Raw genomic sequence first — 23,710 nt, forward strand, 5'->3', positions numbered from 1 at the left:
GGCTCACGGCCAGGTGGGGCTCGCTTGCCGAGGCGGACACCTGGCGGTGTGCCTAGGACGCGCGAGCTGAAGGCCTATGAAGTTCCGCCAAGGGGTCGAGCACGGCTGGCCAGGCGCGGACGATCTTAGATTCTCGGCACCCTACTCGGCAGCGATTGCCCGCTCGATACCACGATGCGGACCGATGAAGCGGCCAGGAAATTTCCCTGTGAACACGCCTTGGTCGAACGTCGGGATACCATTGACGATCGTAAGACGCATCGGAGCAGCAGGCCGGATATAGCGATATGTCCGACCACCCGAGCCGTCGGGAATATCCCAAAGTTTCTCTTCTGGCCGCCGCTCGATCTCGGCTAAGTCGAACACGCAGACGTCAGCCAGCATGCCCACCTGCAAGACGCCGCGGTCGCTCAAGCCAAAAAATTCCGCCTGCCGGCCGGTCAGCGCGTTGATCCCCTCCTCGATCGTCAGGTGCTTGCCGTCGCGGACGTATTCGGTCAGCAACAGCACGTTGTCGCCTGCACCGCAGAACATCTTGCCGTGCGCCCCCGCGTCCGAGACGTTGGGAATCGAGCGGGGATCCTTGAGCAAGCGGATGATCGTTTCCTGCACCTTGCCCCAGCCGTCCTGTAGCGCGACCGAGTCCGTGCCATTGCGGATCACCCAGTCGGCCAGCGCGTCGGATGGATGATCGATTCCTTCGGCCTGCATGAACACTTCGAGCTTCACGCCCACCGGGCCCGAGCCATTCTCGCTTTCGCGCAGGAACACCGACTGAGCGGTGAAGGCATTGTTGCTGAAGCCGGAGTCCCAGCTCTCGCGTGCCCGCGCGCGCCATTCGGGATCGGCCAGAGCGGCCAGCTTGGCCTGATCGTCCGTGATCTCGACGATATCCTGCCAAGGCTGCAAGCCCAGCTGCGCGAAGATCAGCGTACGCTTGAAATCAACCGAGAACATGAACTGCACATGGGTGAAGCCGGTCCAGAACGGCAGGTTCTGCGCCTTGAACCGTTCGTGCAGTTCCCACTGCTCGCTCGCCGCCTGCTGCTGGAAGTCGAGCGTCGGCAGTCCTGCCCACTGATACGGCACCCCCGCCTGCTCGCAGAGCCCGCCGAGCCGTTCGACCACCTTTGTCGCGGTCATGTGCATCCAGTTGTCGATGATAAGTTGGAAGGTGGCACCAGGATAGCGTGCCAGGATGCCCAGGAGAGCAAGGTATTCCGTGTCATCGGCCAGTTGCGAGGGCAGCGGCCTGTCGTGCTTGTCGTGGTCGAGTTGGTTCGACGAGAGGCCCATGGCCCCGGCCGCGAGCGCGTCGTCGAGCAGGGCGCACATTCGCTCGACCTCCTCGGCCGTCGCGGCGCGTTCCCAGGCCGCCTCGCCCATGACCGCCAGGCGCATCGGGATGTGGCCACAGAACGAAGCGAAATTGACCGGCGTACGCACGTTGCGCTCGTGCGTGGACTTGTAGTCGCTCCACGTGTGCCAATCCCAGGGAATGGCGCCCCTCATCGGGACTTCGGGGATGTCCTCGAAAAAGTTGAAGATGTCGACGATGTCGTCGCGACCCGAGCCATCCTGCGGAAGCGGCGCCAGCGAGAAGCCACAGTTGCCGTTGATCGAAGTGGTTACGCCATAGCCCGGAAAAGGCTCCATGTTCGGCGACCACCAGACCGCCGCGTCCCAGTGGTTATGCGCCTCGATGAAGCCGGGGGTCACGTAGCAGCCGCTCGCGTCGAACACGCGTTCGTTGTCCCGCGGTTCGAGCTGCGGAGCGATCTCGGCAATGCGTCCAGCGCGGATGCGCACGTCGGCGCGATAAGCCGGGCGGCCGGTTCCGTCGACGACAGTGCCATTCCTGATGAGCGTGCGATAGTCCATGCTCTACTCCCGCTGCTTGGGCCGGCTTGCCAGCCGGTCTGCTGTCCTGACCAGGATAGCTATGTCCACGGGTGGCGATGGTCTATGACGCCGGACGACACATCGCGGGCCTTCGCCGACAAACCTATCAGGTCAGCGTGACGAGGCCTGCGCCATGCACGTTGGCAAGCTCACCAAAGCCGAAGAGCTGGCGCTGCGCTTCGTCCAACGAGGTAATCGTCGGGGGCCGCAGAGTCTCATGCCAGCAGGCCTGCGGACGAATGAAGCCCCGGCTGAAATAGGCGAACAGCAAGGCCCGGTCGGCGTCCTGGGTGATATTGTCGCCCGAGGAATGCCAGGTACGCCCATCGAGCACGATCACCGATCCGGCCGGCGCCTCGAACGCACGCATCTGCGCTTCGGCGTCGGCGGGCAGCTCCGCCATCTCGGAAAAGCGATGGCTGCCGGGCAAATAGCGCGTGGCGCCGTTGGCGTCGTAAATGTCGTCAAGGCACCAGATCATGTTGAGTGCCCAGCGCTCGCGCCAGGGCGCCGGGATCACCAGGGCCATGTCCGAATGGATCTTCATGGCCTTGGCGCCCGGCCGTGCGATATTCGCCGAGAAGTTGGAGAGGATGACGTCCGGTCCCAGGCAGGCATCGACGACTTCGCGCACCACCGGTTCCGATACCAGCTGCAGGAAGGCCGGGTCGTGATCGGGCAGGCCATAGACGCGCACGTTGGCCGGGTTGGGGTCGATGATCGCCGTATGGGTCGAGACGCCCCTGGCCTCCAGCTCGCCGGCGATTTGGATAAGCCGGGCCTTGAGCGCCGCGGCCTGGGCCGGGTCGAGCACGCCTTCGATGATGCTGAACCCCTGATCCTCGAGATCGCGGGCGATCGCCGGGCCATCGAGCCGAGGATTGAGCGTGACGTGCAAGAGTACAACTCCGATGCTGCCCGTCCTCCATGCACCCAGGCGCCGGTCCGAGCCATGCCCGGCCCGCCTGCTGGTCGGTGCCGCAGCCAGATTGTCGCCTGAGGTCAATCCGCAGGCTTTGGCGAGGAGGCGCCCGCTGCGGTAGCCTGCACACGACAGGCCACAAGGCCCTTTGGGATCGGAGTTTAGATGGTGGGTTATTCTCCCGAAGACGTGCGCGACGACTACGTTCCGAAGGCCGACGTCCTCGATCGAAGCTTCCACGAGCTGGAGAAGGAGCACCTGTGGCCCAAGGTCTGGCAGATCGCCTGCCGTGAGGACGAAGTGCCCAATCCCGGCGACTACATCGTCTACGACATCATCGACGATTCGATCGTCATCGCGCGCGGCGACGACGGCACGCTGCGCGCGTTCTACAATTTCTGCACCCACCGCGGTACCCAGCTCGTCCAGGGCAAGGGCAATACCAAGCAGTTCGTCTGCCCGTTCCACGGCTGGCGCTTCGCCAACAGCGGCGAATGCGTCAAAGTGGTCGACCGCGCCGACTGGGGCACGTGCCTCAGCCAGCAGGACATCGATCTCGTCCCGGTCCAGATCGGCACCTGGGGCGGTTTCGTCTGGATCAACATGGATGACGGATGCCAGCCGCTCGACCAGTTCCTCGAGCCGATGAAGGCCAAGTGCGAGCTCTACGAGTTCGAGAAGTTGCGCCCCGCCTGGTACAAGACGGTGACCGTGCCGGCCAACTGGAAGACCACGCTGGGCGCCTTCACCGAATTCTACCACGTGCAGACGACGCACGCGCAGATGCTGACCTATACCAAGGACTATTCGATCAGCCGAGCCATGGGGCGCCATGGCTGGATCTCCTATGCCGGCGGCGCAGGTCTACCCGTCGGCCGCAGCGAACGGCTGCCGCCCAAGGAGATCAGCGACTTTCGCGAGTACCTGTTCGAATATGCCGACCAGTTCCGCGACTACCTGAAAGCCATGCAGACCGATCGCGCCTATGAAGCGACGCAGCGTCTGCGCAAGGAAGTGGCCGCTGACGCGCCGGCCGAGGAAGTGCTCGGGAAATGGGGCCAGTTCATCTACGAAGCCGCAGTCGAATCCGGCGCCGGCTGGCCCGCTGGCCTCACTCCCGAATATATGGCGGAAAGCGGGTTCGACTGGCACGTGTTCCCCAACACCGCCTTCCTTCATCCCGCGGTCGAAGCGGTGATCTGGTACCGCTTCCGCCCCTGCGGCGACGATCACCAGAAGACGGTGTTCGACGTCTGGTCGCTCGAACGCTTCGCCCCGGGCCAGGAGCCCAAGGTCGAGCACGAGGTCTACGACGACTGGCGCGACGGCGACTATCCGCTGATCTTCCGCCAGGACTTCGAGAACATTCCCAAGGTGCAGAAAGGCATGAAGTCACGCGGCTTCAAGGGCGGCCGGCCGAGCCCAGTCCAGGAGCGTGCGGTGTCGCACTTCCATCGGACCCTGCGTCGGTTCCTGGAGGATGCGCATGCGGACGACGCGCTGGGGGCCGAACCGCTGGTGGAAGTGCCTGAAGCGGCGGAATGAGAGCAAGCTAGATACTCCCCCTCTTTCGGGGAGGATCCCACTCAAGCCGACCAGCGCAGTTCCGCGCCGGGGGCATCCAGCAGGGCAATGTCCTTCACTTGTCGTACGGTCGTCGGCGACTCTCCGAACCATCGCTGGCAGCTGCGATAGAGCACCGACAGCTCACTATAGCCGAGCAGGCTCGCCACCGTCTTCAACGGCAAGCGCGTCTGCCGCAGGTACCGAACCGCGGCATCGCGGCGCACCTCGTCCTTGATCGCCTCGAAATTCCCGCCCTCGTCGCGCAGCCGGCGCTGTAAGGTCCTGGGATGCATGGCCAGCGCCGCCGCGACATCGAGCTGGGTGCAGGCCCCCTCGCCCAACTGCTGCTCGATCGCCAGCCTCACGCGGCTGCGGATCAGCGCGGTCGGCGACGGGAATTGGGAATCGATGAAATAGGTCGCGAGTTGCAAGACCCGATCGTTGCGCCCGACCACCGGCGTGCTGAAATCACCCGCCGCATAGAACAGCCCATTGCTCGGCTGGGCGAAGCGAACGCGGCAGCCGAAGCGCTCCTCGTGCGATGTCGCTTCCTCGATCGGCTCGTGCTGGAACCAGACCTCGCGCGGCACTGCCCGGTCGCCCGAGAACATGCGGGTAGCCAGGTGCGAGATCAGCAGCGCATGCTCGACCGCCTGCCGCCGACGATAGAGGCGCGGCAGGACGATCTCGAAGCGGATCGCGGTCCGGTCGCGCTCGCGGTCGCTGACGATCGCGACATTAGCGCCCGAGCTGTAGGTGTAGGCGTGGTCCGCACAGAAGCGCCAGGCGTCGACCACGGTCGCCGAATTGCGCATTGCGATGTCGAGCGGGCCGAGGATGCCTTCCGAATATTGCCGCTGTGCCAGGCGCAGGCCGAGATCGGGGCAATCGAGCTTGTCCGCGGCGTTTTCCAGCAGCTGGATCATCTGGCGATAGGGAATGAACTGATCGGGTGTCGCCACGACCGCGGGGTCGATGCGCACGCTGGCGAACAGCGGGTGCGGGTCGTGCCCGCGCGAGCGGACCAGCTCGGCGAAATAGGTCAGGCTCTCGGCGCGCACCATGGCCTGCGAATCGCTTGGCGGTGCCGCGACCTGAGGATTCGAACCGCTCGTGTTCACCCTATTGCTCCTCTCGACCATCATTTTCTTGGCCGCCTTCGCCCTTCGTCGAAGTTGCTCCCGGAAGATGCCAAAGGCGGGGCCTTCTGGCAACCACGCGGGGGCTTGCCGTCCCGGGATCGTGCTGTCGGCATTGCCCAGTCGAATGTCGCGAGGTGTCAAAGACAGCCCCTTCCCGCAACACTAGGATAGTCGTTCAAACGAGCCTGCCGGCGAACGACGCAGGCTCGCCTTGCGGAGGGGCTGGATGAATTTCGACGAGACTTTCGACCTGGTGATCGTCGGCAGCGGCTGTGCATCGGTGACCGCGGCACTCGCGGCCAAGGCGTTGGGCGGTCGCCCCGTGATCCTGGAGAAGCAGGCGCTGTTTGGCGGTTCGACCGCCTTCTCGGGCGGGATCGCTTGGATCCCCAACAACCCGCTGCTCGACGATGACAGCGAGGAAGCCTCGCGCACCTATCTCAACCATATCGTCGGCGAACCGTCGAAAGCCTCGCCCACGGCCAAGCGCGAGATGTTCCTGACGGAAGGCCCTCGCGCGGTGCAGTTCCTCCTCGACCAGGGAGTCAAGCTGATCCGCGTTCCCTGGCCCGATTACTATTCGGCGGCGCCGGGCGGGCACGACTATGGCCGGACGATCTCGGCCGAACTGTTCGATCTTAACGAACTCGACGAATGGCGCGACAAGCTGGGAAGCTTCTACGGCTTCCCGCCGCTGCCCGTCGGCAGCTTCAAATTCGTCGACCTGACCCTGGCGAAGCGCACCTGGAAGGGGAAGAAGGCGGCGCTGCGACTGGGGTGGGACATCTTCCGCGACAAGCTGACCGGCGCCAAGCGCCGCGGCTCGGGCAATGCCGTGCAGGGCCGCATGCTGCGCGCGGCGCTCGATGCCGGCATTCCGATCCGCATGGAGCACGAGTTGACCGAGCTCCTCACCGATCGCGGCGCCGTGGTCGGGGTCAAGGTGCGCACGCCCGAGGGCGATCGCACGATCGGCGCGCGGCAGGGCGTATTGCTCAACGCAGGCGGCTTCTCGCGCAACCAGGAGATGCGCGACAAGTACCAGCCGCAGCCGTCGAAGACCGAATGGACCATGGTCAATCCCGGCGACACCGGCGATGCGATGCAGATGGCGATGGCGCTGGGCGCCGACATCGACTGCATGGAAGAAGCCTGGTGGACCCCCGGCTCGCTGATGCCCGACGGCACCTATGGCGGTTTCCACGTCCCGGGCGAGAGCGGCAAGCCGCACATCATCATCGTCGGCCCCGACGGCAAGCGCGTCGGCAACGAAGCGGGGTCCTACATGGAGTTCGGCCAGCGCATGTATGCAAAGGGCGCGGTGCCGTCATGGGCCATCCTCGAAAGCCGCGCCTTGAAGCACTATAGCTGGGGTCCGGTGATGGTCGGCAAGTCGCCCGAACCTTTGGTCGAAAGCGGCTATCTGGTGAAGGCGGACACCCTGGCCGAACTCGCCAGCAAATGCGGCATCGATGCCGCCTGTTTCCTGGCCGAGGTCGAACGCTTCAACGGCTTCGCCGCGCGCGGCCGCGACGAGGACTTCAATCGCGGCGCCAGCGGCCACAACAAGGCGATGGGCGATCCGACCCACGGACCCAACCCATCGCTTGGCGCGATCGAGCAGGGGCCGTTCTATGCAACGCGGATTTGGCCACTCGACGTCGGCACTTCGGGCGGGCTCGTCACCGACGAATACTCGCGCGTCCTGACCACCGAGGGCGTGCCGATCGCCGGGCTCTATGCCGCCGGCAATATCACTGCGCCCGTGGTCGGTCATAGCTACCCCGGCGCCGGCGCCTCCATCGGCGGCGGCATCGCTTTCGGCTACGTCGCGGCGCGCCATGCCATGCAGGCCAACCAGATCAGCGCGGCGGAGGCGGCATGAGCACGCTCGCGGATCCCATCGACAGCCTGGCGGAGGCCTTCTTCGGCGCGCTCGAAGCCGGATCGGTAGCGGGCGTGCTCGCCTGCTACACTCCCGACGCGCGCATCTGGCACAATTTCGACCAGCTTGCCCTGGCGCCCGAGGCCAGCATCGCCGGGCTGAGGACGCTGTTCGATAACTTCACGGCCCGGCGCTACATCGAGGTGCGCCGGCTGCCGACCGCGGAAGGCTTCGTGCAGCAGCATATCCTTCAGCTCGAAAGCGCCGACGGCCGGGTGGTCGACTGGCCGGGCTGCATCGTCTTCACGCTGCGGGAGGGCTTGATCGCCCGGCTCGAGGAATATGTCGATCTATCGCAACTCGCGGCGAAAGACTGAGGCGATGGCTGAGACATCCCTACTCGCCATGCCGGACACGGAGCCCCAGGTCCCTGCAGCCGCCATGGAAGCACTCGCCCGCGACGGCTTCTGCGTCGTCGAAGGTGTGCTCGGCGCCGACGAACTCGCCGACTACCATGCTACGCTCTACCGCATCGCGCGCTTCGACCGCGAGGAAGGCTGGCAGAAGCGCTATGCCTACGACGGCGACACCAATGCCAACCAGCGCGTCTGGAACCTGATCAGCCGCGATCCCTCGTTCTGCAGGCTCGTCGAGCATCCGCTGGCCTTGGCTTTCCTGCGCGCGACGATCGGCTGGCCCGCCCTGCTTTCGGGCAGCGCCGCCAACCTGGTCAACCAGCACGGCGCCGACGAGGTGCTGCATGCCGACCAGTCCTATATGCCCGAGCCCTGGGCCGCGCCGCACGGGATCAATATCGCCTGGTGCCTGGACGCGTTCACCGCCGACAACGGCGCGACCCGTGTCGTCCCCGGCAGCCACCTGCTCAATCGCAGCCATCGCGCCGACGAGACCCTGCCCGTGCTGGTGCCGATCGAAGCTCCCGCCGGCGCGATGCTCGTCATCGACGGGCGCTGCTGGCATCGCACCGGCCGCAACCAGACCCAGGCCCCGCGTGCCGGCTTATTCAACTGGTACACGCTGCCCATCTACCTGCCCCAGGAAAACTGGTTCCTCTCGCTCAATCCCGTCATTCGCCAGTTCGGCTCCGACACCCTGCTGACCCTGCTGGGCTTCCGCCCGCAGATCGTCGGGCGGTTGAACGGGCTCGAACCCTAAGCCTGGAGATCGACGATGACCGACGACAAGCAATTCAAGATCTTCCGCGCTGCCGACGCGCCCATGGCGGCCGAGACCGGCTGCATGCATTTCGAACCGTTCAGGGACGAGGTCCTGCCGCTGCTCGGCCAGGTACAGGAAGCGGGCGTGTTCAACGGCGCCGAGGAGAGACTGCTGGTCAACCTGCCCGGCTTCAGCCTGCTGCATGTTTGGTTCAAGCACGGCTATCCGCTGCCGCTGCACAGCCACGACGCCGATTGCCTTTATTACATCGTCGCGGGCTCCATCCGGCTCGGCACCGAGACGCTGGGTCCGCGCGACGCCTTCTTCGTACCCGCCAACGTGCCCTATACCTACACCCCCGGGCCCGAGGGTGTCGAAGCGCTGGAATTCCGCCATGCGACCAGCTTCAACTTCGTCAACCATGCCAATGGCCTCGCCTTCTGGCAGAAGGCGCTCGATACGGTGACCGCAAAGCAGGGCGAATGGGCGAGCGCGACGATGCCGGCACTAAACGCCTGATGGCCACGCTGCCGATCGACGTTGCGGACTACGATCCGTTCAGCCAGGCGGTGATGGAGGCGCCGCTGCCGTTCTACGAAGTGCTGCGCGCCAAGGCGCCTGCGCTCTTTCTGCCGCGATACGACACCTGGGTCTTCTCGCGCTTCCAGGACGTGTTCGACGTGCTGACCGTCGGCGGCAACGCCTTCATCGCCACCGACACGACCCTGCCCACGCCCGAGATTCTCAGCCGGCACAATGGCGGCGAGGTCCAGGAACTGCCGCTCGATCCGCTGCCGATCGGCGCGATGATGGGTTCTCCGCATTTCGAGGTGCTGCGCAACGCGCATATCAAGCCGTTCCGCCCGCGCGCGGTGCGTGCACTCGCCGAATTCGTCCATAATCTCGCCGAGCGCAGGCTAGATGAACTCTTGCCGCGCAAGACCTTCGATCTGACCCAGGACTATGGCGGCCATGTCACCGCCAGCGTGATTTGCCACCTGCTCGACATGCCGCTCGCGCGAGCCGGCGAAGTGCTCGATCTGGTCAATTCGCTGAGCCGCACCGATCCCGAGGCCGGCGGCACCGACGTGCCGACGATCATCGGGCATTGCGTGGGCATCATGAGCGAATATGTCGCCAGGCGGCGCCACGCCGGCGCGGACGGCTCGGTGGCGCTGATCGATGGGCTGATCCAGCTTGGCTACTATGGCCGACCGCTGACCGATGCCGAGATCGCGACCCAGCTCACCTGCGTCTTCATCGGCGGGGTCGAGACCGTGCCCAAGATCGCCGCGCACGGCCTGATGGAACTCAACCAGGCGCCAGGCCAGCTCGATGCCGTGCGCGCCGATCTGGCTGCCAGGGTCCCCGTCGCAGTCGAGGAAATGATCCGCTTCTGCGCGCCCGCGCAATGGTTCGCCCGTACCGCGCACAAGGATGTCGAAGTGGCGGGCGCGAAAGTCCGCAAGGGACAGCGGATCATCGCCCTGTTCGGCTCCGCCGCACGCGATCCCACGGAATTCGAGGATCCCGATCGCTTCGTCTGGAACCGCAAGATCGCCCGCGTGCTTTCCTTCGGCACTGGCCAGCATTACTGCATCGGCATCCATCTCGCCCGGCTCGAACTGCGCATCCTGGTGGAGACCTTCCTGCGCCGCGCCAAGCGTTTCTCCTTCGATCGCGATCGCGCCGTCCGGCTGCCGTCGAGCTTCCAATGGGGTTGGAACGAGCTGCCGGTGATCATCGAGGAGCACGCCGCGTGACCATCTTCGAGCCCGAAGTCACTCGCATCGGCGCGATCGACGACGTGATCGGCGAGACCCCGGTCTGGCGTGAAGTGGAGAACGCGCTCTACTGGATCGACTGCGAAGGCCCGTGCATCCAGCGCTGGCAGGCCGATACGGGCGAAACGACGAGTTGGACGATGCCCGAACGCGTCGGCGGCTTCGTCTTCAAGGCCCAGGGCGGCGCGCTGGTGACGCTTGGTTCGGGGATATTTGATTTCGACTTCGCCAGCGGCGCGCTGACCTTGCGCGCCGCTTCGTCGCTCGGCGACGAGGCCTCGCTCCACGAATGCGCCTGCGATCCGGCCGGGCGTTTTTGGGTGGGCGCGATCGATCACCGCGTCGGCCCGGCGAACCTCCATCCCGGCGGGGCCAAGCTGTTCCGGCTCAGCGGCGACCGGCTGGTTCCGGTGATCGAAGGCCTGTCCTGCGCCAATGGATTGGCTTTCAGCCCGAGCGGCGACGCGCTCTATCTGTCCGATTCCACCACGATGCGCTGCGACCGCTATGCGGTGGACCCGGCCAGCGGCGAACTGGGCGAGCGAACCACCTTCTTCACGCTCGGCCCCGACGACGGCTTCGTCGACGGCGCCGCGGTCGATGCCGAGGGCGGCTACTGGGCCAGCCTCGTCTATGCCGGCAAACTGCGCCGATACCGCCCCGACGGTACTGCCGATGTCGAGATTCGGCTGCCTTTCGCCAATCCCACCAAGCTGGCATTCGGTGGACCGGACATGACCTCCATGTTCGTCACCACGATCCGTCACGGCCTCGACGGCCAGCGCTCCTCGGCGCTCGACGGCGGTCTCTTCCGCATCGAAGGCGACCATGCCGGGCGCCTCGATCCAGTGTTCGAAGGCTAGTCTCATGAACGCTTCCACCAGCCCTCTACGCCAACGCCTGATGGGCCCGCCCGCCGCTTTCGGCACATGGCTGGCTTTGGACAACACGGTCTCGGCCGAGACCATGGGGCGGGTCGGCTTCGATGCCGTGGTCATCGATACCCAGCACGGCGCAGCCTCGGAAGCCGCGCTGCTGCCGATGCTACAAGCGCTCGATGCCGCCGGCGCGCCCGCGCTGGTACGCGTGCCCTGGCTCGATCCAGCGCGGATCATGCGCGTCGTCGATCTCGGTGCGGCCGGGGTCGTGGTGCCAATGGTCAATACGGCCGAGGAGGCCGAACTGGCGGTCGCCGCGAGCCGCTATCCGCCGCGCGGCTTCCGATCCTTCGGCCCGGTTCGGCGCTGGTACAGCCCCGACGGAGCGGCCCACGATGCGCTGTGCGTGGTCATGATCGAAACCAGGGAAGCGCTCGCCAATGTCGAGGCGATAGCGGCGACGCCCGGGCTCGACGGCCTGCTGGTCGGGCCGGTCGATCTAGCGCTGAGCCTCGGTTACGAATTCTCCTTCGAGATGCGGGCCGAAGTGATCGACGCGATCGCGGCCGTGGCTCGGGTCTGCAAGCAGCATGGCCTGATCTGCGCCTCGGTATCCTTCGGGTCCGACAATGCGGCGCTGCAGATCGAACGCGGCGTGACCTTCCTGGCCACGGGCAGCGACTCCCTGTTCATGCGCCGCGCCGCCGAGGCCGAGCTGGCACAGTTGCGCAAGCTGGCCGGCGAATGACGGGCGCCGTGCTGGGCGCCGCGCTGGCCGCGGTCCTCGGCGAACGCTACGTGGTTCGCGGCGACGAAGCGGACACGAAGTTTCGCAGGGACGTGCTCGGCAAATATCTGGGCGACCCGCTGTTCCTCGTGCGGCCAGGCTCCACCGATGAGGTCGCCGCCGTGGTTCGCCTGGCCGGCGAGCACGGGGCTTCGGTCACCGTCGTCGGCGGCCAGACCGGAACCGTCGGCGGCGCCATTGCCGAACCGGGCGGCATTGCCCTGTCGCTCGATCGCATGGATCGCGTGCTGGAGATCGACACGGACGGAATGAGCATGACGGTCGAGGCCGGCTGCGTGCTCCAGATCGCGCAGGAAGCGGCCGAAGCCGAGGGCGCGTTCCTCCCGCTCGACCTTGGCTCGCGCGGTTCGGCCACTATCGGCGGCGCCATCGCCATGAACGCCGGCGGCAACCGTGTGCTGCGCTGGGGCATGATGCGCGACATGGTCACCGGGCTCGAAGTCGTCCTGGCCGACGGCACCGTGGTCTCGGCGTTGACGCCGATGATCAAGGACAATGCCGGCTATGCCTGGAAGCACCTGATGATCGGCAGCGAAGGCACCCTGGGGATCGTTACCCGCGCCGTCTTGCGCTTGCGGCCGCGCCCGGCATCGGACCAGACCGCGCTCGTCGCGCTCGCCGATTTTTCGGCAGTCACGCGGCTGCTGCGTTCGCTGGAAGTGCGGCTGGGCGGCCGGATGTCCTCGTTCGAATTGATGTGGCGCGAGTTCTACACAGCCATGACCGAGGCACAGCTCGGCACCCGCCCGCGGCCCATGGCCGAAGGCCAGGCATTCTACGCGCTGATCGAGATGCTCGGCGGCGATCCCGAAGGCGATCCCGATCAGTTCGAAGGAGCGCTGGTCGCGGCGATCGAGCAGGGTCTCGTGGTCGACGCGGTGATCGCCAAGTCGGGCAAGGAGCGCGAGGCGCTCTGGGCTGTGCGCGAGGACATGGCCGGGGGCCTCGCCGCCTATCGGCCTTTCGTGGTCTACGACGTCAGCATGGCGCTGGGGGCAATGCCGGGCTTCGCGGCCGAGGTGCGGGCGCGGATCGAAGCCGCCTATCCGGGTGCGCGCATGCTGTTCTACGGCCACGCCGGGGACGGCAACCTCCACATCATCGTCCATGTCGGCCCCGAAGGCGAGGCGCTGGAGCCCGCGGTCGATGCCCTGGTCTACGAGGCCGTGCGCCGCGTCGGCGGCTCTATCGCCGCCGAGCACGGCATCGGCCGATCGCGCACCGGCTTTCTCGGGCACACGCGCAGCCCGGAGGAGATCGCGCTGATGTGGCGGATCAAGCACGCGCTCGATCCCGCCGGATTGCTCAATCCGGGCAAGGTGATCCTGTGACCCGGCGCGTCGCCATTGCTGGCGCCAGCGGCGTGATCGGCTGCGCCGCGGTGGAAGCCTGCGCCGCCGCAGGCTTCGAGGTGCTGGCGATCTCGCGCCGCGCGCCGGCCGTGGCCGAAGGTACCGCGTTCACCCACCTATCCCTCGACCTGACCGACACCGCTGCTTGCACGCAGATGTGCCGCGAGCATGGTCCGGTAACCCACCTCGTCTACGCGGCCGTCTCGGAGCAGGCCGGCCTCGTCGCGGGCTGGTCCGATACCGCGCAGATCGCACGCAATGCGGCGATGTTCACCAACCTCGCGGCGCCGCTCGCGCAGGCCGGCGCCTTGTCCTGGATCGGGCTATTCCAGGGCACCAAGGCCTATGGTGCCCATCTTCATCCAATCGCCCTCCCCGCCCGCGAAGACGCACCGCGCGACGATCACGCCAACTTCTACTTCGAGCAGGAAGACGCCTTGCGTGCCCTAGCCGACCGGCACGCCTTCGGCTGGACGATCCTGCGCCCGCAGATCGTCTTCGGCAGCGCACCGGGCGCGGCGATGAATCCCGTGGCCGCGCTCGGCGCCTATGCGGCGCTGTGCCGGGAACTGGGCCAGCCCTTCGCCTATCCGGCCAGCGGCCCGCTGGTCTGGGAAGCGGCGGATGCGGGCCTGATCGCCAAAGCCCTGCTCTGGGCGATGAGCGCCGACGGCGCCCGCAACGCGACATTCAACCTGACCAATGGCGACATCTTCGTGCTTCACGACGATTGGCCCACTCTGGCCACGGCACTGGGCCTGGTCGCGGCCGATCCGCGGCCGGGCGGGATCGCGACCTTTCTCGAAAGCGACAAGGCCATCGCCGCCTGGAGGCGCATCGCCGAACGCGAAGGCCTGCGCGAGCCGGACCTGGCAGCGGTCATCGGGCAATCGCACCACTATGTCGATCTGCTCCTCAGCGAGCGGATGATCGCCAAGCGCGCACTGCCGACCCTGGTAAGCACGATCAAGATCCGCACCGCCGGCTTCGCCGCCTGCCGCGACAGCCTCGCCAGCCTGCTGGACGGGCTCAAGCGCATGCAGGCGCTGCGCCTGCTGCCAAGCTTCTAGGAGAAACCCGCATGGACTTTCGCGAGACAGGCAAGCGCCTGAGCAATTGGGGCCGTTGGGGCGCGGAGGACCGCGTCGGCACCCTCAATCACCTGACCCCGGCGCGCGTGGCTGCGGCGGCACAAGGCGTTCGCAGCGGGCGGATCATCCCGCTAGGCCTCCCTCTGAGCAACCGTGGCATCCAGGTGGGCCTGGGCGGCAGGGTCAATCCGATCCACATGATGACGCTGACCCCGCCCGACTTCGCAGACCGGCCCGACAAGATGATCGTCGCCGACGACGCACCGTTCCTGCCGCTGCAATCGGTCACCCAGTGGGACGGCCTGGGTCATGTCGGCTACGACGATCTTCTCTACAATGGCGTGCCCGCCCATTCGATCACCACCGGCGTCGGCTCGGCTGCGCTGTCGATCGACCAGATCGCCAAACATGGCGTGGCCGGCCGCGGCCTGCTGCTCGATATCGCGCGGCTGAAAGGCAAGGACCGGCTCGAAGCGGGCGAAGCGATCACCAGCGCCGATCTCGACGCGGCGCTCGTCGCACAAGGCTGCCAGACGCGGCCCGGCGACATCCTCATCTTGCGCACCGGCTGGCTGCGCTGCTTCACCGTCGATGGCGATGCCGCCGCCTATTGGAACGGCGAGCCGGGCATCACGCTCGATTGCGCCGAATGGTTGCAGGCGCGCGAGATCGCCGCGCTGGCCTCGGATAACTGGGGCATCGAAGCGATGCCGGCCGACGACAGCGCATTCGAGATGCCCGTCCACTGCGTTCTGATCCGCGACCTGGGCATGACGCTGGGCGAAGTCTTCGTGCTCGATGAGCTGGCGGAAATCTGCGCCGCGGAGAAATGCTGGAGCTTCTTCTTCACCGCGCCGCCGTTGCTGGTGGTGGGCGGTGTGGGCTCGCCGCTGACGCCGCTGGCGATCCTGTAAGCTTTGCCTCGACGATCCTCCCCCGAAGAGGAGGATCGTCAGGGTCGTTCTAGAACCGCACGGTCGCCTGTAGCACGACCTCGCGCGGGCGCAGGGTGAAGCCGCCGTATTCGCCCGGCGTACCGAAAGTCTTGTCGTTGCTCACGAGCTGGTAATAGCGGTCCGTGAGGTTGCGCCCGATCAGCGCCAGCTCCCAACGATCGTCGGGCGAGCCCACATGAACGCTGGCGTTGAGCCTCCAGAAGGCATCGACCACGCCATCGGGCGACCCCTGCTCGTCGGTGAAGAAGCGGTCCGTGTAGATCACCTCCGAGCTCAGCCCGGCCTTCAACCCCGAGCCCACTTCCCGTTCGTAACTCCCCCCAAAGTTGAATGTCCACTTTGGCGCGCGGGGCAGCGACTGGCCGCTGCGGTCGTAAAACCCGTTGGCGCAAGCCGGCGTGCCGACGATCTTCAGGTAGCACTGCGCGTTCTGGAAGCTCAGGTACTTGGCATCGTTATAGGATCCGCTGGCGTGGAGGCCCAGCTCTGGCGTCGCCTGCCAGGCGATCGAGGCCTCGACGCCCGTGGTGCGGGATCGGCCCGCGTTCTTGATGAAGTAGGCGATCAGGGTCGGCTCGAACGAGGTGAGCTGCAGGTCCTCGAAAGTATAGCGATAGGCCACCAGATCGAACCGGATCGAGCGCCCGGCCAGCTCCCCCTTGATCCCCGCTTCGAAGCCTTTCGACTTTTCCGGACGGAACGACAGCAGGCTGGGGTTCGCGCCGTAGACCGCGGAGATCGTCGCCGGGGTCGAGATGCCGCCTGACTTGAAGCCGGTCTTGTAGGCCACATAGGTCATCAGGTTGTCTTGCGGTTTGAACGTCAGTGTCGCTTCGGGCGACCAGTTGGAGAAGGACAGGTCCTGCTGCACGGTCTGCCCCACCGGTAGCAGGCCGAAGGCCTGGCCCAGCAGATTCAGATAGAGGTTGCGGCCCGCGATCTCCTTTTTCTCGTGGGTGAAGCGGACGCCGCCGGCGAGCTCCAGGTTGTCGATCAGCTTGTAGCGGAGTTGGCCGAAGGCGGCATAGGTATTGCCGCTGTTGTCCCAACGGTTCTCGAACGTGTAGGCCGAATTGCCGTTGGCCGCATCGAAGCCGACGAAGCCCAGGATCGGCTGGAAGGTGTTGTTGCGCTTGGAGTCCTCGAAAAAGCCGCCGAGCGAGAAGTTGAGCGGCCCGTCGAGATCGCTGGTCAGGCGCAGCTCCTGCGACCAGGTACGCGTGTCCTCGACCAGATAGGACCCTACCGCGGCGAAGGATGTGAGGTCGTAGAAGCCCAGGTTCTTGCCCTTGAGCTTCGTATAGCCGCTGACCGAAGTCAGCGTGATGTCATTGAAATGGTAGTTCAGTACCAGGCTGCCGACATAGGTGTTGAGCCGGTTGTACGAGTGCCCGTCCTTGGCCCCGGGCCAGTTGTTCAGCACCTGGCTGGGTAGAGCGCCCTGCGCGCGCACCTTGTTGAGGTTGCAGTCGCTGTTGGGATCGAAGACCTGCTGGCCGGTCACCAGGTTGGTCGTCGAGAGCTGGCCGCGCGCACTGGCCGGCGCCGCGCAGAAACCCTCGATCGCGTCGTCACCGTTACCCTTGAGGTAGTTGGCCGAGAACTTGAAGGTCGCATCGAAGTCGCTGGTCGGTTCCCACTTCAAGGTCAGGCGGCCCGAATAGCTCTGGTAGGCAGGCGCGTCGCCGGTGGCCGGCCCGGGAATGGCGAAAGGATAGATCGGATTGGCGCCGCCGGGCGCGACGTTCTTCAGCCAGCCGTCGAGATCGGAGAACTTGCCTGCGACGCGGGCAAGCAGAGTGTCCGAGAGCGGCCCTGAAACGAAGCCCTCGACATATTTCTCCCTGGCTTCGAATTCATAGCCGCCGCGGACCATGGCCGCGAAGTCGCGGGTCGGGCTGGCCGAAGTGATTGAGATCACGCCGGCAGGTGAATTCTTGCCGAAGAATAGCGCCTGCGGCCCCTTGAGCACTTCGACCTGCTGAAGGTCGAATTGCGAGGCCATGATGAAGCGCCCACGGCCGACCGAGACGTTGTCGACCAGCACGCCCACCGACTGCTCGATGCCGGGATCGAGATAGGACGAGCCGACGCCGCGGATCGAGATGGTCCCACCCCCGCCGCCCGACGCCGGGGCGATAAGCAATTGGGGCGTCATCTGCGCGATCTGGGTGACGTCGGTGACATGAGCCGTGTCAAGCGCCTTGGCCGAAATCGCCGAGACCGCCACCGGCACGTCGATCACCGATTCAGCGCGGCGGCGGGCGGTGACGACGATCGCGTCCAGTTCGCCCGCATGCGAGCCTTCTGCCGGCGCCTCATTCTGCGCATGGGCCGCGTTGGGCAAGGCCAGTGCCAGCAGGCTCACCGCGAGATGGAATCCGTTTCGTGCTCTGCCCATTCCTGTGTTCCTCCCCATGGCCTGCGTCCTGCGCGGCGGCATTCTAAGTTGCCGTCAGCAAAATCCCTGGGACGCCTGGCGGCGACAATGGCGGCGGGCGACAATGGGATGGTTCAAGGCGACAAACGCTCGCTCGCCCGTTGTGGCGGGCAATTCTGGGGGCCTAGACCCTGGGAACAACGCAAAGCGCCTGGGAGAGCGAGCAGCATATGGAGCAGATGGAAACGCCGAGCCTGAACATCGATCTCTATGCGCCCCAAATGCTTGCCGATCCCTGGGCCACGCTGGCACGCATCCGCGAGGCCGGCCCGCTAGTGTGGAACGAGCAGGGATACTGGATGACCGCGCATGATCGGCTGTGTCGGCAAATCCTGACGCAGCCCGACCGGCTCGGCCAGGAAGGCCTCATCGCCTCGCTGTTCGGCGAGGAAGCCTTCATATCGATCGACGATCGCGGCCTGCACAATGGGCTTCGCGACGTCTGGGTGGCGACCTTCGGTCAGAAAGGGGTGGAGAGCCTGGCGCCTTTCGTACGGCAGGTGATCCACGACATGCTCGATCAGGCCCTGGCAACGCTGGGGGCCGATGGCCAGGTCGATCTCGTCCGGACCCTGTGCCGCCCCCTGCCCGCCCATGTCATCGCGCGCATGATGGGCGTCGCGCCGGACATGATCCCCATGATCATCGCCTGGAGCGACCGCATGGCCGAGGCGACCTCGGGAGGATTTCCCATAGACTACACTAGTGATCCTGCCTGGCTCGCCTCCGAGCAGGCGAAGGCCGAGTTGGCCGACTACATCCGCGCGCAGATCCGCTTCCGCCGCGCCGCGCCCGGCGAGGACCTGATCAGTGCCATGATCCATTCGGACATGGCGAGGACGCTTTCGGACGAGGCGATGATGGTCAACATTCGGCAACTGCTGTTCGCCGGCAACGAGACCACCTCCAACTGGCTCGGGCACATCGTCATGACCTTTGCCGAGCGACCTGGCTTGCGCGAAACGCTGCTGCGCGATCCTGGCCTCGTTCCGGCCGCGATGGAGGAGATCATGCGCTGGCAAGGTGTCACCCAGGTGCTGCCGCGCGGCGTCGGTGGTCAGGGTGCCGAAATCGCCGGCGTGAACCTGCCGCCCGGCGCCGAGGTCATTCTGCTGATCGGCGCGGCCGGACGCGATCCGGCGCGCTGGGAGCAGCCGGACGATCTCGACATATATCGGGAAGCAAAGCCGCACCTGGCTTTCGGCTTCGGCCTGCACAGCTGCCTGGGCGCCACGCTTGCGCGGATGGAAGCCCGCAAGGTCGCGACCGCCCTGCTCGGCAAATTGCCCCACTTCCAATTGGCTGGCCCCGTCGCTTTCGGCAATTTCAGCCTGCGCGGACCTAGCTCGGTCGTGGTGACGCGCTGATGGCCGCCTTCCGCTTCCGCCTCCGCTCCGAGGTACCGCCGATCAGCGTGGCCGACTGGCGCGCTCGCGCCCGCCGCCGCCTGCCCGACATGGCCTGGAGCTATATCGAAGGCGGCGCCGACGACCTCGTCACCTTGACCGAGAACGTCGCATCGTTCCGCAAGCACCGCCTGCGGATGCGCTCGCTGACGGGCATGGCCGCGCCCAAGCTAGCCTGCCGGATCGCCGGGACCGACGTGTCGATGCCGGTGGCCCTGGCCCCCGTCGGCGCGACGGGCCTGGCGCACTGGACGGGAGACGTTGCGGCCGCCCGCGCCGCCGAGGGCGCCGGCACGCGCGCAGTGCTAAGCACGGCGGCAAGCTACTTGCTCGAGGAGGTCGCGCAGGCCACCGAGCAGAACCACTGGTTCCAGCTCTATCCGATCGGCGGCCGACAGCGTATCCTGGAGCTTATGGAGCGTGCCCGGACGGCGGGCTATTCGGCGCTGTTCGTGACCGTGGACATCCCCACCCTCGGCAATCGCGAAGGCGAGCGGAAGTGGCATTTCCAACTGCCCTGGACGGTCACCCCGGCGCGCGCGCTACACCTCGCCTGCCATGCACGATGGGTCTATCAAGCCTTGCGGCACAAACGGATGGCCGCGGTGCATTTTCTCGAAACCGCGCGGCAGCTCGCAACTGAAAGTGCAGTCGCCGCCGCGGCGAACTCAAGCGCGCGCCTCGCCAGCCAGCTCCAGGCGGACCTTTGCTGGGAGGATCTGCAATGGATGCGCGACAACTGGCCGGGCCGCTTCTACGTGAAAGGCATCCTCGATCCCGACGATGCGGCGCATGCCGTTGATGCGATCGGCGCCGAGGGGGTGGTCGTGTCCAATCACGGCGGTCGGCAGCTCGACCGTTCGCTCGCGAGCATCGACGCACTCCCTGCCATTGCCCAGCGGATCGGCGACAAGGCCGAAGTCTATCTGGACGGCGGCATGCGGCGAGGCACCGACGTGATCACGGCCCTGTGCCTGGGCGCCGATGGTGTCTTCGTCGGACGCCCCTACCTTTACGGCCTCGCCGCCGCCGGCCAGGCGGGTGTCACGGCCGTGCTCGAGCTCCTGAGGGAGGAATTGTCCCGGGATATGACTTTGATGGGTTGCCCCTCAGTCCAGGATCTGGGCACCGAGTGGCTGATCCATGACGAGAAGCAGGCGCGGAACACCAGCTCTGACGCAATCGAGGCCCGATAAGAGAGACACTCCCTGCCACAAGCGGTCGAGGGCCTCGTTCATGAATGCTCTGACGTCGGCTATCGGGATCGAGGGAAGATCGCCGAACGGCTCCCTTGTCCGCGCCCCCGTCCTACGGCGAGGTTCGCTACCGTCAACGCGCCGCGATCGCCACCACTATCGCGGGGGATGCTGCCCCGTAGTGACGAAAAGCGTGCCATCGCGGCAACAGTGATCGCATTTCTCGTATCAGCTCACCGAAAAGATGCCTGCGGCGCGTCAACACTTGCCGCAAATCACCGCTTTGAACTGCCCCCGACAGCGTTCCTCTACTCGCGAGGCCCCTCGTCGCTCACAGGCTCTCGAATGAGGGGGGCCAGATTGGCAGAAAAGCGTCGCTTGGAGGAAGGAGCGGCGCAAGCTTTGCAAGTTGGCGTGATGCCTTCGACGGTGCGTGAGGAAGACGTCGGGCGCCCAACATCACTCCATAAATGCAACGACACGATGCCATTTCTTAACCGCCAAACGAATCTTTCGCGGCGATCCCGAGGCGGTTGATTAACGACGTTGTTAACCACGCCTCGATCATCAGGCCCCCGTTCCCAGCGAACGAACGATACAAACGGGGGGTTTCTGTGAAGGCATTTCATCTTCTTCTGACCATCGCGCCGATCGCGCTCGCCACGCCGGCTTGGGCGAACGACGGTTCAGCCGACGCCGCGCAGGAAAGCGCCACGTCGCAGAGCGCTGCTGCTCCCGACGCCAACAAGCAGGTATTCAGCACGGGCGTCGCCAAGGGTCGCGACATCCTCGATTCCGCCATTTCGACCAGCTCGATCCGCGAGAGCCAGGTACAGAAGCTCTCGGCTCGCTCGCTGGGTGAGATCTTCCATAACATCGCCGGCGTCCGCTCGGAGATCTCGAACGGCGAAGTGAACAATAACGTCACCGTGCGCGGCCTGCCGATGGCCTCGACCGGTGCCAAGTTCCTGCAGATCCAGGAAGACGGCCTGCCGATCGTCGAATTCGGCGACATCATCACCGGCAGCGCCGACATGTTCATGCGCGCCGACCTCAACTTGGCCGCGATCGAAGCGATCCGCGGCGGTTCGGCCTCGACCTTCGCATCGAACTCGCCGGCCGGTATCATCAACCTGATGTCGAAGACGGGCGACGTCGAGGGCGGCTCGCTGATGCTGTCGACCGGTCTCGACTACGAGGAATATCGCGCCGACTTCGACTACGGCGCCAAGATCAGCGATACGCTGCGCTTCCACGTCGGTGGCTTCTACCGCCAGGGCGAAGGCCCGCGCAGCGCCGGTTACGACGCGCTCAAGGGCGGCCAGATCAAGTTCAACATCACCAAGGAATTCACCGGCGGCCATATCCGCCTCTACGCCAAGCTGCTCGATGATCGCACGCCGGTCTACCTGCCGATGCCGATGTCGGTTACCGGCACGCCGTCCGACTTGAAGTTCGCGCCGCTGCCGGGCTTCGACGCGAACAAGGACGCGCTCCTTTCGCGCTACATCACCAGCCAGCTCGGTCTCGACGAGAACAACAACACCGTCACCCACGACATCCGCGACGGCAGCCGTACGAAGGTCAAGACGATCGGGCTCGAGGCACAGTTCGAGGTCAAGGACTGGTCGGTCACCGAGCGTTTCCGCTATTCGAAGATCTCGGGCCGCTATATCACCCCCTTCCCGGCGATCATCGCGCCGGGCGCGACCGTGGCAGCGCTCTTCGGTGGTCCGGGCGCGACTCTGCGCTATGCTGGCGGCCCCAACAAGGGCCAGCTGGTGCCGGCGAACGCCAACGGTAACGGCCTGATCGCTGCGCTGGGCCTGGCGGACAATACGCTCAAGAGCTTCGACAACATCACCAACGACATCCGCGTCAGCCGCGTATGGAAACTGGGCGACGGCGAACTGACGACGACGGCCGGTTTCTACAAGTCGCGCCAGACGATCGCGACATCCTCAGACTATGCTTCCGCGCTGTCCGACGTAGTCGGTGGCGGCAAGGCCTCTCTCGTCGACATTTCAACCGCCACAGGCGTGCCGCTCAGCGAGAACGGCTACTACACCTATGACGGCACGTTCTTCGGCGGCTACCCGCGCAAGGGCATCGACGTCGACTACGACACCAATGCGGCCTTCGGCTCGCTGAATTTCAAGACCGGCCCGCTCGCGATCGGCGGCAGCCTCCGCTACGATTTCGGCGGCGCGCAGGGCACCGTGTCCAGCTATGCGCTGTCGGGCAGCGTGGGTTCGTTCCCCCGGGACATGAACGGCAACGGTGTGATCTCGATCCCCGAGAGCCAGGTCGGCTTCCTGCCGGTTACCGGCCTGTCACCGGTCGACTACACCTATCACTACCTTTCGTATTCGGTGGGTGTGAACTACCGCGTCGCCGAGCCATTCGCGGTCTTCGCCCGCTACAGCCGCGGCGCGCGCGCCAACGCCGACCGCCTGCTCGGCAGCGCCGCGATCAACCCGGTGTCGGGCGCGCTCGCCAACAAGGACGCGCTGATCGACTACGTCAAGCAGGCCGAGGCCGGTTTCAAGTACCGTACGTCGCACTTCACGCTGAACGGTACCGCTTTCATGGCGAATACGCTCGAGCACAACAGCTACTTCGGCCCGACGATCGACCGCAAGTACAAGGCCTATGGTCTCGAGCTCGAAAGCTCGTACCGCACGGGCATTTTCAGCCTGACCGCGGGCGCGACCTATACCCACGCCGAAATCAGCAACGATAGGCTCGACCCGACCGTCATCGGCAACAAGCCGGCCGGCGCGCCGACGCTGTTCGGTTACCTGACGCCCGAGATCTCGACCGATTTCTTCACCGTCGGCGCCAACCTTTATGGCATCACCAGCCGCTATTCGACCGACCTCGAAGACTACAAGATGCCTGGCTACGTGTTGGTCAATCCGTTCGTCCAGGTCAGGCCGACCGAGCGAATGACCGTCAGCGTCAACGTCAACAACCTGTTCAACGCGAAGGGAATCACGACGCTCGTCGTTCCGACCGCGCTCGCACCTACGGTCGGAAGCGTCACGGCTTTGAATGGCCGAACCATATCGGCATCGGTCCGCTTCAACTTCTAATCCAAAACAGACCCCAGGGAGTTCCGCCTTCGATCTCCCCATCCTTCGCGCCCGCTTTTCATCGGAAGCGGGCGCGACCTTCTTGCAGCACGGTAGCCCGCAAGCCTG

The 23,710-nt window shown here is 65.6% G+C and carries 18 protein-coding genes; 14 read left to right on the top strand and 4 right to left on the bottom strand.

The annotated features are described in order from the left end of the window. Positions 1-141: 141 nt before the first annotated feature. Both OLX23_RS21490 and OLX23_RS21495 read right to left on the bottom strand, forming a co-directional pair. The gene (locus OLX23_RS21490; protein ID WP_264447230.1) at positions 142-1,881 is read right to left on the bottom strand and encodes an N-acyl-D-amino-acid deacylase family protein; all 1,740 of its coding nucleotides are present in this window, start codon (positions 1,879-1,881) and stop codon (positions 142-144) included. A gap of 127 nt (positions 1,882-2,008) precedes the next feature. After that, positions 2,009-2,800 (bottom strand): phytanoyl-CoA dioxygenase family protein, encoded by a 792-nt coding sequence (locus tag OLX23_RS21495; protein WP_264447232.1) that lies wholly within the window; start codon positions 2,798-2,800, stop codon positions 2,009-2,011. A 189-nt stretch (positions 2,801-2,989) separates the two neighbouring features. Between OLX23_RS21495 and OLX23_RS21500 the strand changes: the two genes are divergently transcribed. Then, entirely contained in the window at positions 2,990-4,369 is a 1,380-nt protein-coding gene (locus tag OLX23_RS21500) for an aromatic ring-hydroxylating oxygenase subunit alpha (RefSeq protein ID WP_264447234.1), read from the top strand. 41 nt (positions 4,370-4,410) lie between these two features. Here the strand turns inward: OLX23_RS21500 and OLX23_RS21505 are convergent, their stop codons facing one another. Continuing rightward, entirely contained in the window at positions 4,411-5,511 is a 1,101-nt protein-coding gene (locus OLX23_RS21505) for an AraC family transcriptional regulator (protein ID WP_264447235.1), read from the bottom strand. Between the two features lie 247 nt (positions 5,512-5,758). Between OLX23_RS21505 and OLX23_RS21510 the strand changes: the two genes are divergently transcribed. The 10 genes from OLX23_RS21510 to OLX23_RS21555 are packed head-to-tail and all read left to right on the top strand — an operon-like array spanning position 5,759 to position 15,423. Further along, a complete protein-coding gene (locus OLX23_RS21510) occupies positions 5,759-7,417 on the top strand; it encodes an FAD-binding protein (RefSeq protein WP_264447237.1) in 1,659 nt (552 codons plus the stop codon). Next, a complete protein-coding gene (locus tag OLX23_RS21515; RefSeq protein ID WP_264447238.1) occupies positions 7,414-7,794 on the top strand; it encodes a nuclear transport factor 2 family protein in 381 nt (126 codons plus the stop codon). The genes OLX23_RS21510 and OLX23_RS21515 overlap by 4 nt, the downstream gene beginning before the upstream one ends. Before the next feature lie 4 nt (positions 7,795-7,798). Then, positions 7,799-8,593, top strand: coding sequence for a phytanoyl-CoA dioxygenase family protein (locus OLX23_RS21520; protein ID WP_264447239.1), 795 nt, complete (start codon positions 7,799-7,801; stop codon positions 8,591-8,593). Positions 8,594-8,608: 15 nt separating this feature from the next. Beyond that, on the top strand, positions 8,609-9,115 hold the full coding sequence (locus OLX23_RS21525) for a cupin domain-containing protein (RefSeq protein WP_264447240.1): 507 nt from the start codon (positions 8,609-8,611) through the stop codon (positions 9,113-9,115). After that, positions 9,079-10,359, top strand: coding sequence for a cytochrome P450 (locus tag OLX23_RS21530; RefSeq protein ID WP_264447241.1), 1,281 nt, complete (start codon positions 9,079-9,081; stop codon positions 10,357-10,359). The genes OLX23_RS21525 and OLX23_RS21530 overlap by 37 nt, the downstream gene beginning before the upstream one ends. Continuing rightward, positions 10,356-11,243, top strand: coding sequence for an SMP-30/gluconolactonase/LRE family protein (locus tag OLX23_RS21535; RefSeq protein ID WP_264447242.1), 888 nt, complete (start codon positions 10,356-10,358; stop codon positions 11,241-11,243). Before OLX23_RS21530 ends, OLX23_RS21535 begins: the two co-directional genes overlap by 4 nt. A 4-nt stretch (positions 11,244-11,247) precedes the next feature. After that, positions 11,248-12,006 carry an HpcH/HpaI aldolase family protein gene (locus tag OLX23_RS21540; protein ID WP_264447243.1) on the top strand — a complete coding sequence of 253 codons (759 nt, stop codon included), beginning with the start codon at positions 11,248-11,250 and terminating at the stop codon, positions 12,004-12,006. Further along, entirely contained in the window at positions 12,003-13,397 is a 1,395-nt protein-coding gene (locus OLX23_RS21545) for an FAD-binding oxidoreductase (protein WP_264447244.1), read from the top strand. Before OLX23_RS21540 ends, OLX23_RS21545 begins: the two co-directional genes overlap by 4 nt. Next, complete coding sequence (locus tag OLX23_RS21550; protein ID WP_264447245.1) at positions 13,394-14,488, top strand: NAD-dependent epimerase/dehydratase family protein; 1,095 nt, start codon at positions 13,394-13,396, stop codon at positions 14,486-14,488. The genes OLX23_RS21545 and OLX23_RS21550 overlap by 4 nt, the downstream gene beginning before the upstream one ends. Before the next feature lie 11 nt (positions 14,489-14,499). Continuing rightward, complete coding sequence (locus OLX23_RS21555; RefSeq protein WP_264447246.1) at positions 14,500-15,423, top strand: cyclase family protein; 924 nt, start codon at positions 14,500-14,502, stop codon at positions 15,421-15,423. A gap of 49 nt (positions 15,424-15,472) precedes the next feature. On the opposite strand, the gene OLX23_RS21560 is transcribed toward OLX23_RS21555, so the two are convergent. Continuing rightward, positions 15,473-17,866: a TonB-dependent receptor gene (locus OLX23_RS21560; RefSeq protein ID WP_264447247.1), complete on the bottom strand. Its 2,394-nt coding sequence runs from the start codon at positions 17,864-17,866 to the stop codon at positions 15,473-15,475. Between the two features lie 209 nt (positions 17,867-18,075). Here OLX23_RS21560 and OLX23_RS21565 point away from each other — a divergent pair, with 209 nt between their 5' ends. From OLX23_RS21565 to OLX23_RS21575, 3 genes are all read left to right on the top strand, one after another. Next, the gene (locus OLX23_RS21565; protein WP_264447248.1) at positions 18,076-19,272 is read left to right on the top strand and encodes a cytochrome P450; all 1,197 of its coding nucleotides are present in this window, start codon (positions 18,076-18,078) and stop codon (positions 19,270-19,272) included. Beyond that, entirely contained in the window at positions 19,272-20,507 is a 1,236-nt protein-coding gene (locus OLX23_RS21570; RefSeq protein WP_264447249.1) for an alpha-hydroxy acid oxidase, read from the top strand. Before OLX23_RS21565 ends, OLX23_RS21570 begins: the two co-directional genes overlap by 1 nt. A gap of 614 nt (positions 20,508-21,121) precedes the next feature. Further along, the gene (locus OLX23_RS21575; protein ID WP_264447250.1) at positions 21,122-23,602 is read left to right on the top strand and encodes a TonB-dependent receptor domain-containing protein; all 2,481 of its coding nucleotides are present in this window, start codon (positions 21,122-21,124) and stop codon (positions 23,600-23,602) included. The last annotated feature ends 108 nt before the right edge of the window (positions 23,603-23,710 follow it).

This window comes from Novosphingobium sp. JCM 18896, assembly GCF_025938095.1.
Classification (GTDB): Bacteria; Pseudomonadota; Alphaproteobacteria; order Sphingomonadales; family Sphingomonadaceae; genus Novosphingobium.

Bases quoted from the DNA above. Each gene is read 5' to 3' on its own strand.
- OLX23_RS21490 (WP_264447230.1), bottom strand. From the start codon at position 1,881: ATGGACTATCGCACGCTCATCAGGAATGGCACTGTCGTCGACGGAACC.
- OLX23_RS21500 (WP_264447234.1), top strand. From the start codon at position 2,990: ATGGTGGGTTATTCTCCCGAAGACGTGCGCGACGACTACGTTCCGAAG.
- OLX23_RS21510 (WP_264447237.1), top strand. From the start codon at position 5,759: ATGAATTTCGACGAGACTTTCGACCTGGTGATCGTCGGCAGCGGCTGT.
- OLX23_RS21515 (WP_264447238.1), top strand. From the start codon at position 7,414: ATGAGCACGCTCGCGGATCCCATCGACAGCCTGGCGGAGGCCTTCTTC.
- OLX23_RS21520 (WP_264447239.1), top strand. From the start codon at position 7,799: ATGGCTGAGACATCCCTACTCGCCATGCCGGACACGGAGCCCCAGGTC.
- OLX23_RS21525 (WP_264447240.1), top strand. From the start codon at position 8,609: ATGACCGACGACAAGCAATTCAAGATCTTCCGCGCTGCCGACGCGCCC.
- OLX23_RS21530 (WP_264447241.1), top strand. From the start codon at position 9,079: ATGGGCGAGCGCGACGATGCCGGCACTAAACGCCTGATGGCCACGCTG.
- OLX23_RS21540 (WP_264447243.1), top strand. From the start codon at position 11,248: ATGAACGCTTCCACCAGCCCTCTACGCCAACGCCTGATGGGCCCGCCC.
- OLX23_RS21545 (WP_264447244.1), top strand. From the start codon at position 12,003: ATGACGGGCGCCGTGCTGGGCGCCGCGCTGGCCGCGGTCCTCGGCGAA.
- OLX23_RS21555 (WP_264447246.1), top strand. From the start codon at position 14,500: ATGGACTTTCGCGAGACAGGCAAGCGCCTGAGCAATTGGGGCCGTTGG.
- OLX23_RS21560 (WP_264447247.1), bottom strand. From the start codon at position 17,866: ATGGGCAGAGCACGAAACGGATTCCATCTCGCGGTGAGCCTGCTGGCA.
- OLX23_RS21565 (WP_264447248.1), top strand. From the start codon at position 18,076: ATGGAGCAGATGGAAACGCCGAGCCTGAACATCGATCTCTATGCGCCC.
- OLX23_RS21570 (WP_264447249.1), top strand. From the start codon at position 19,272: ATGGCCGCCTTCCGCTTCCGCCTCCGCTCCGAGGTACCGCCGATCAGC.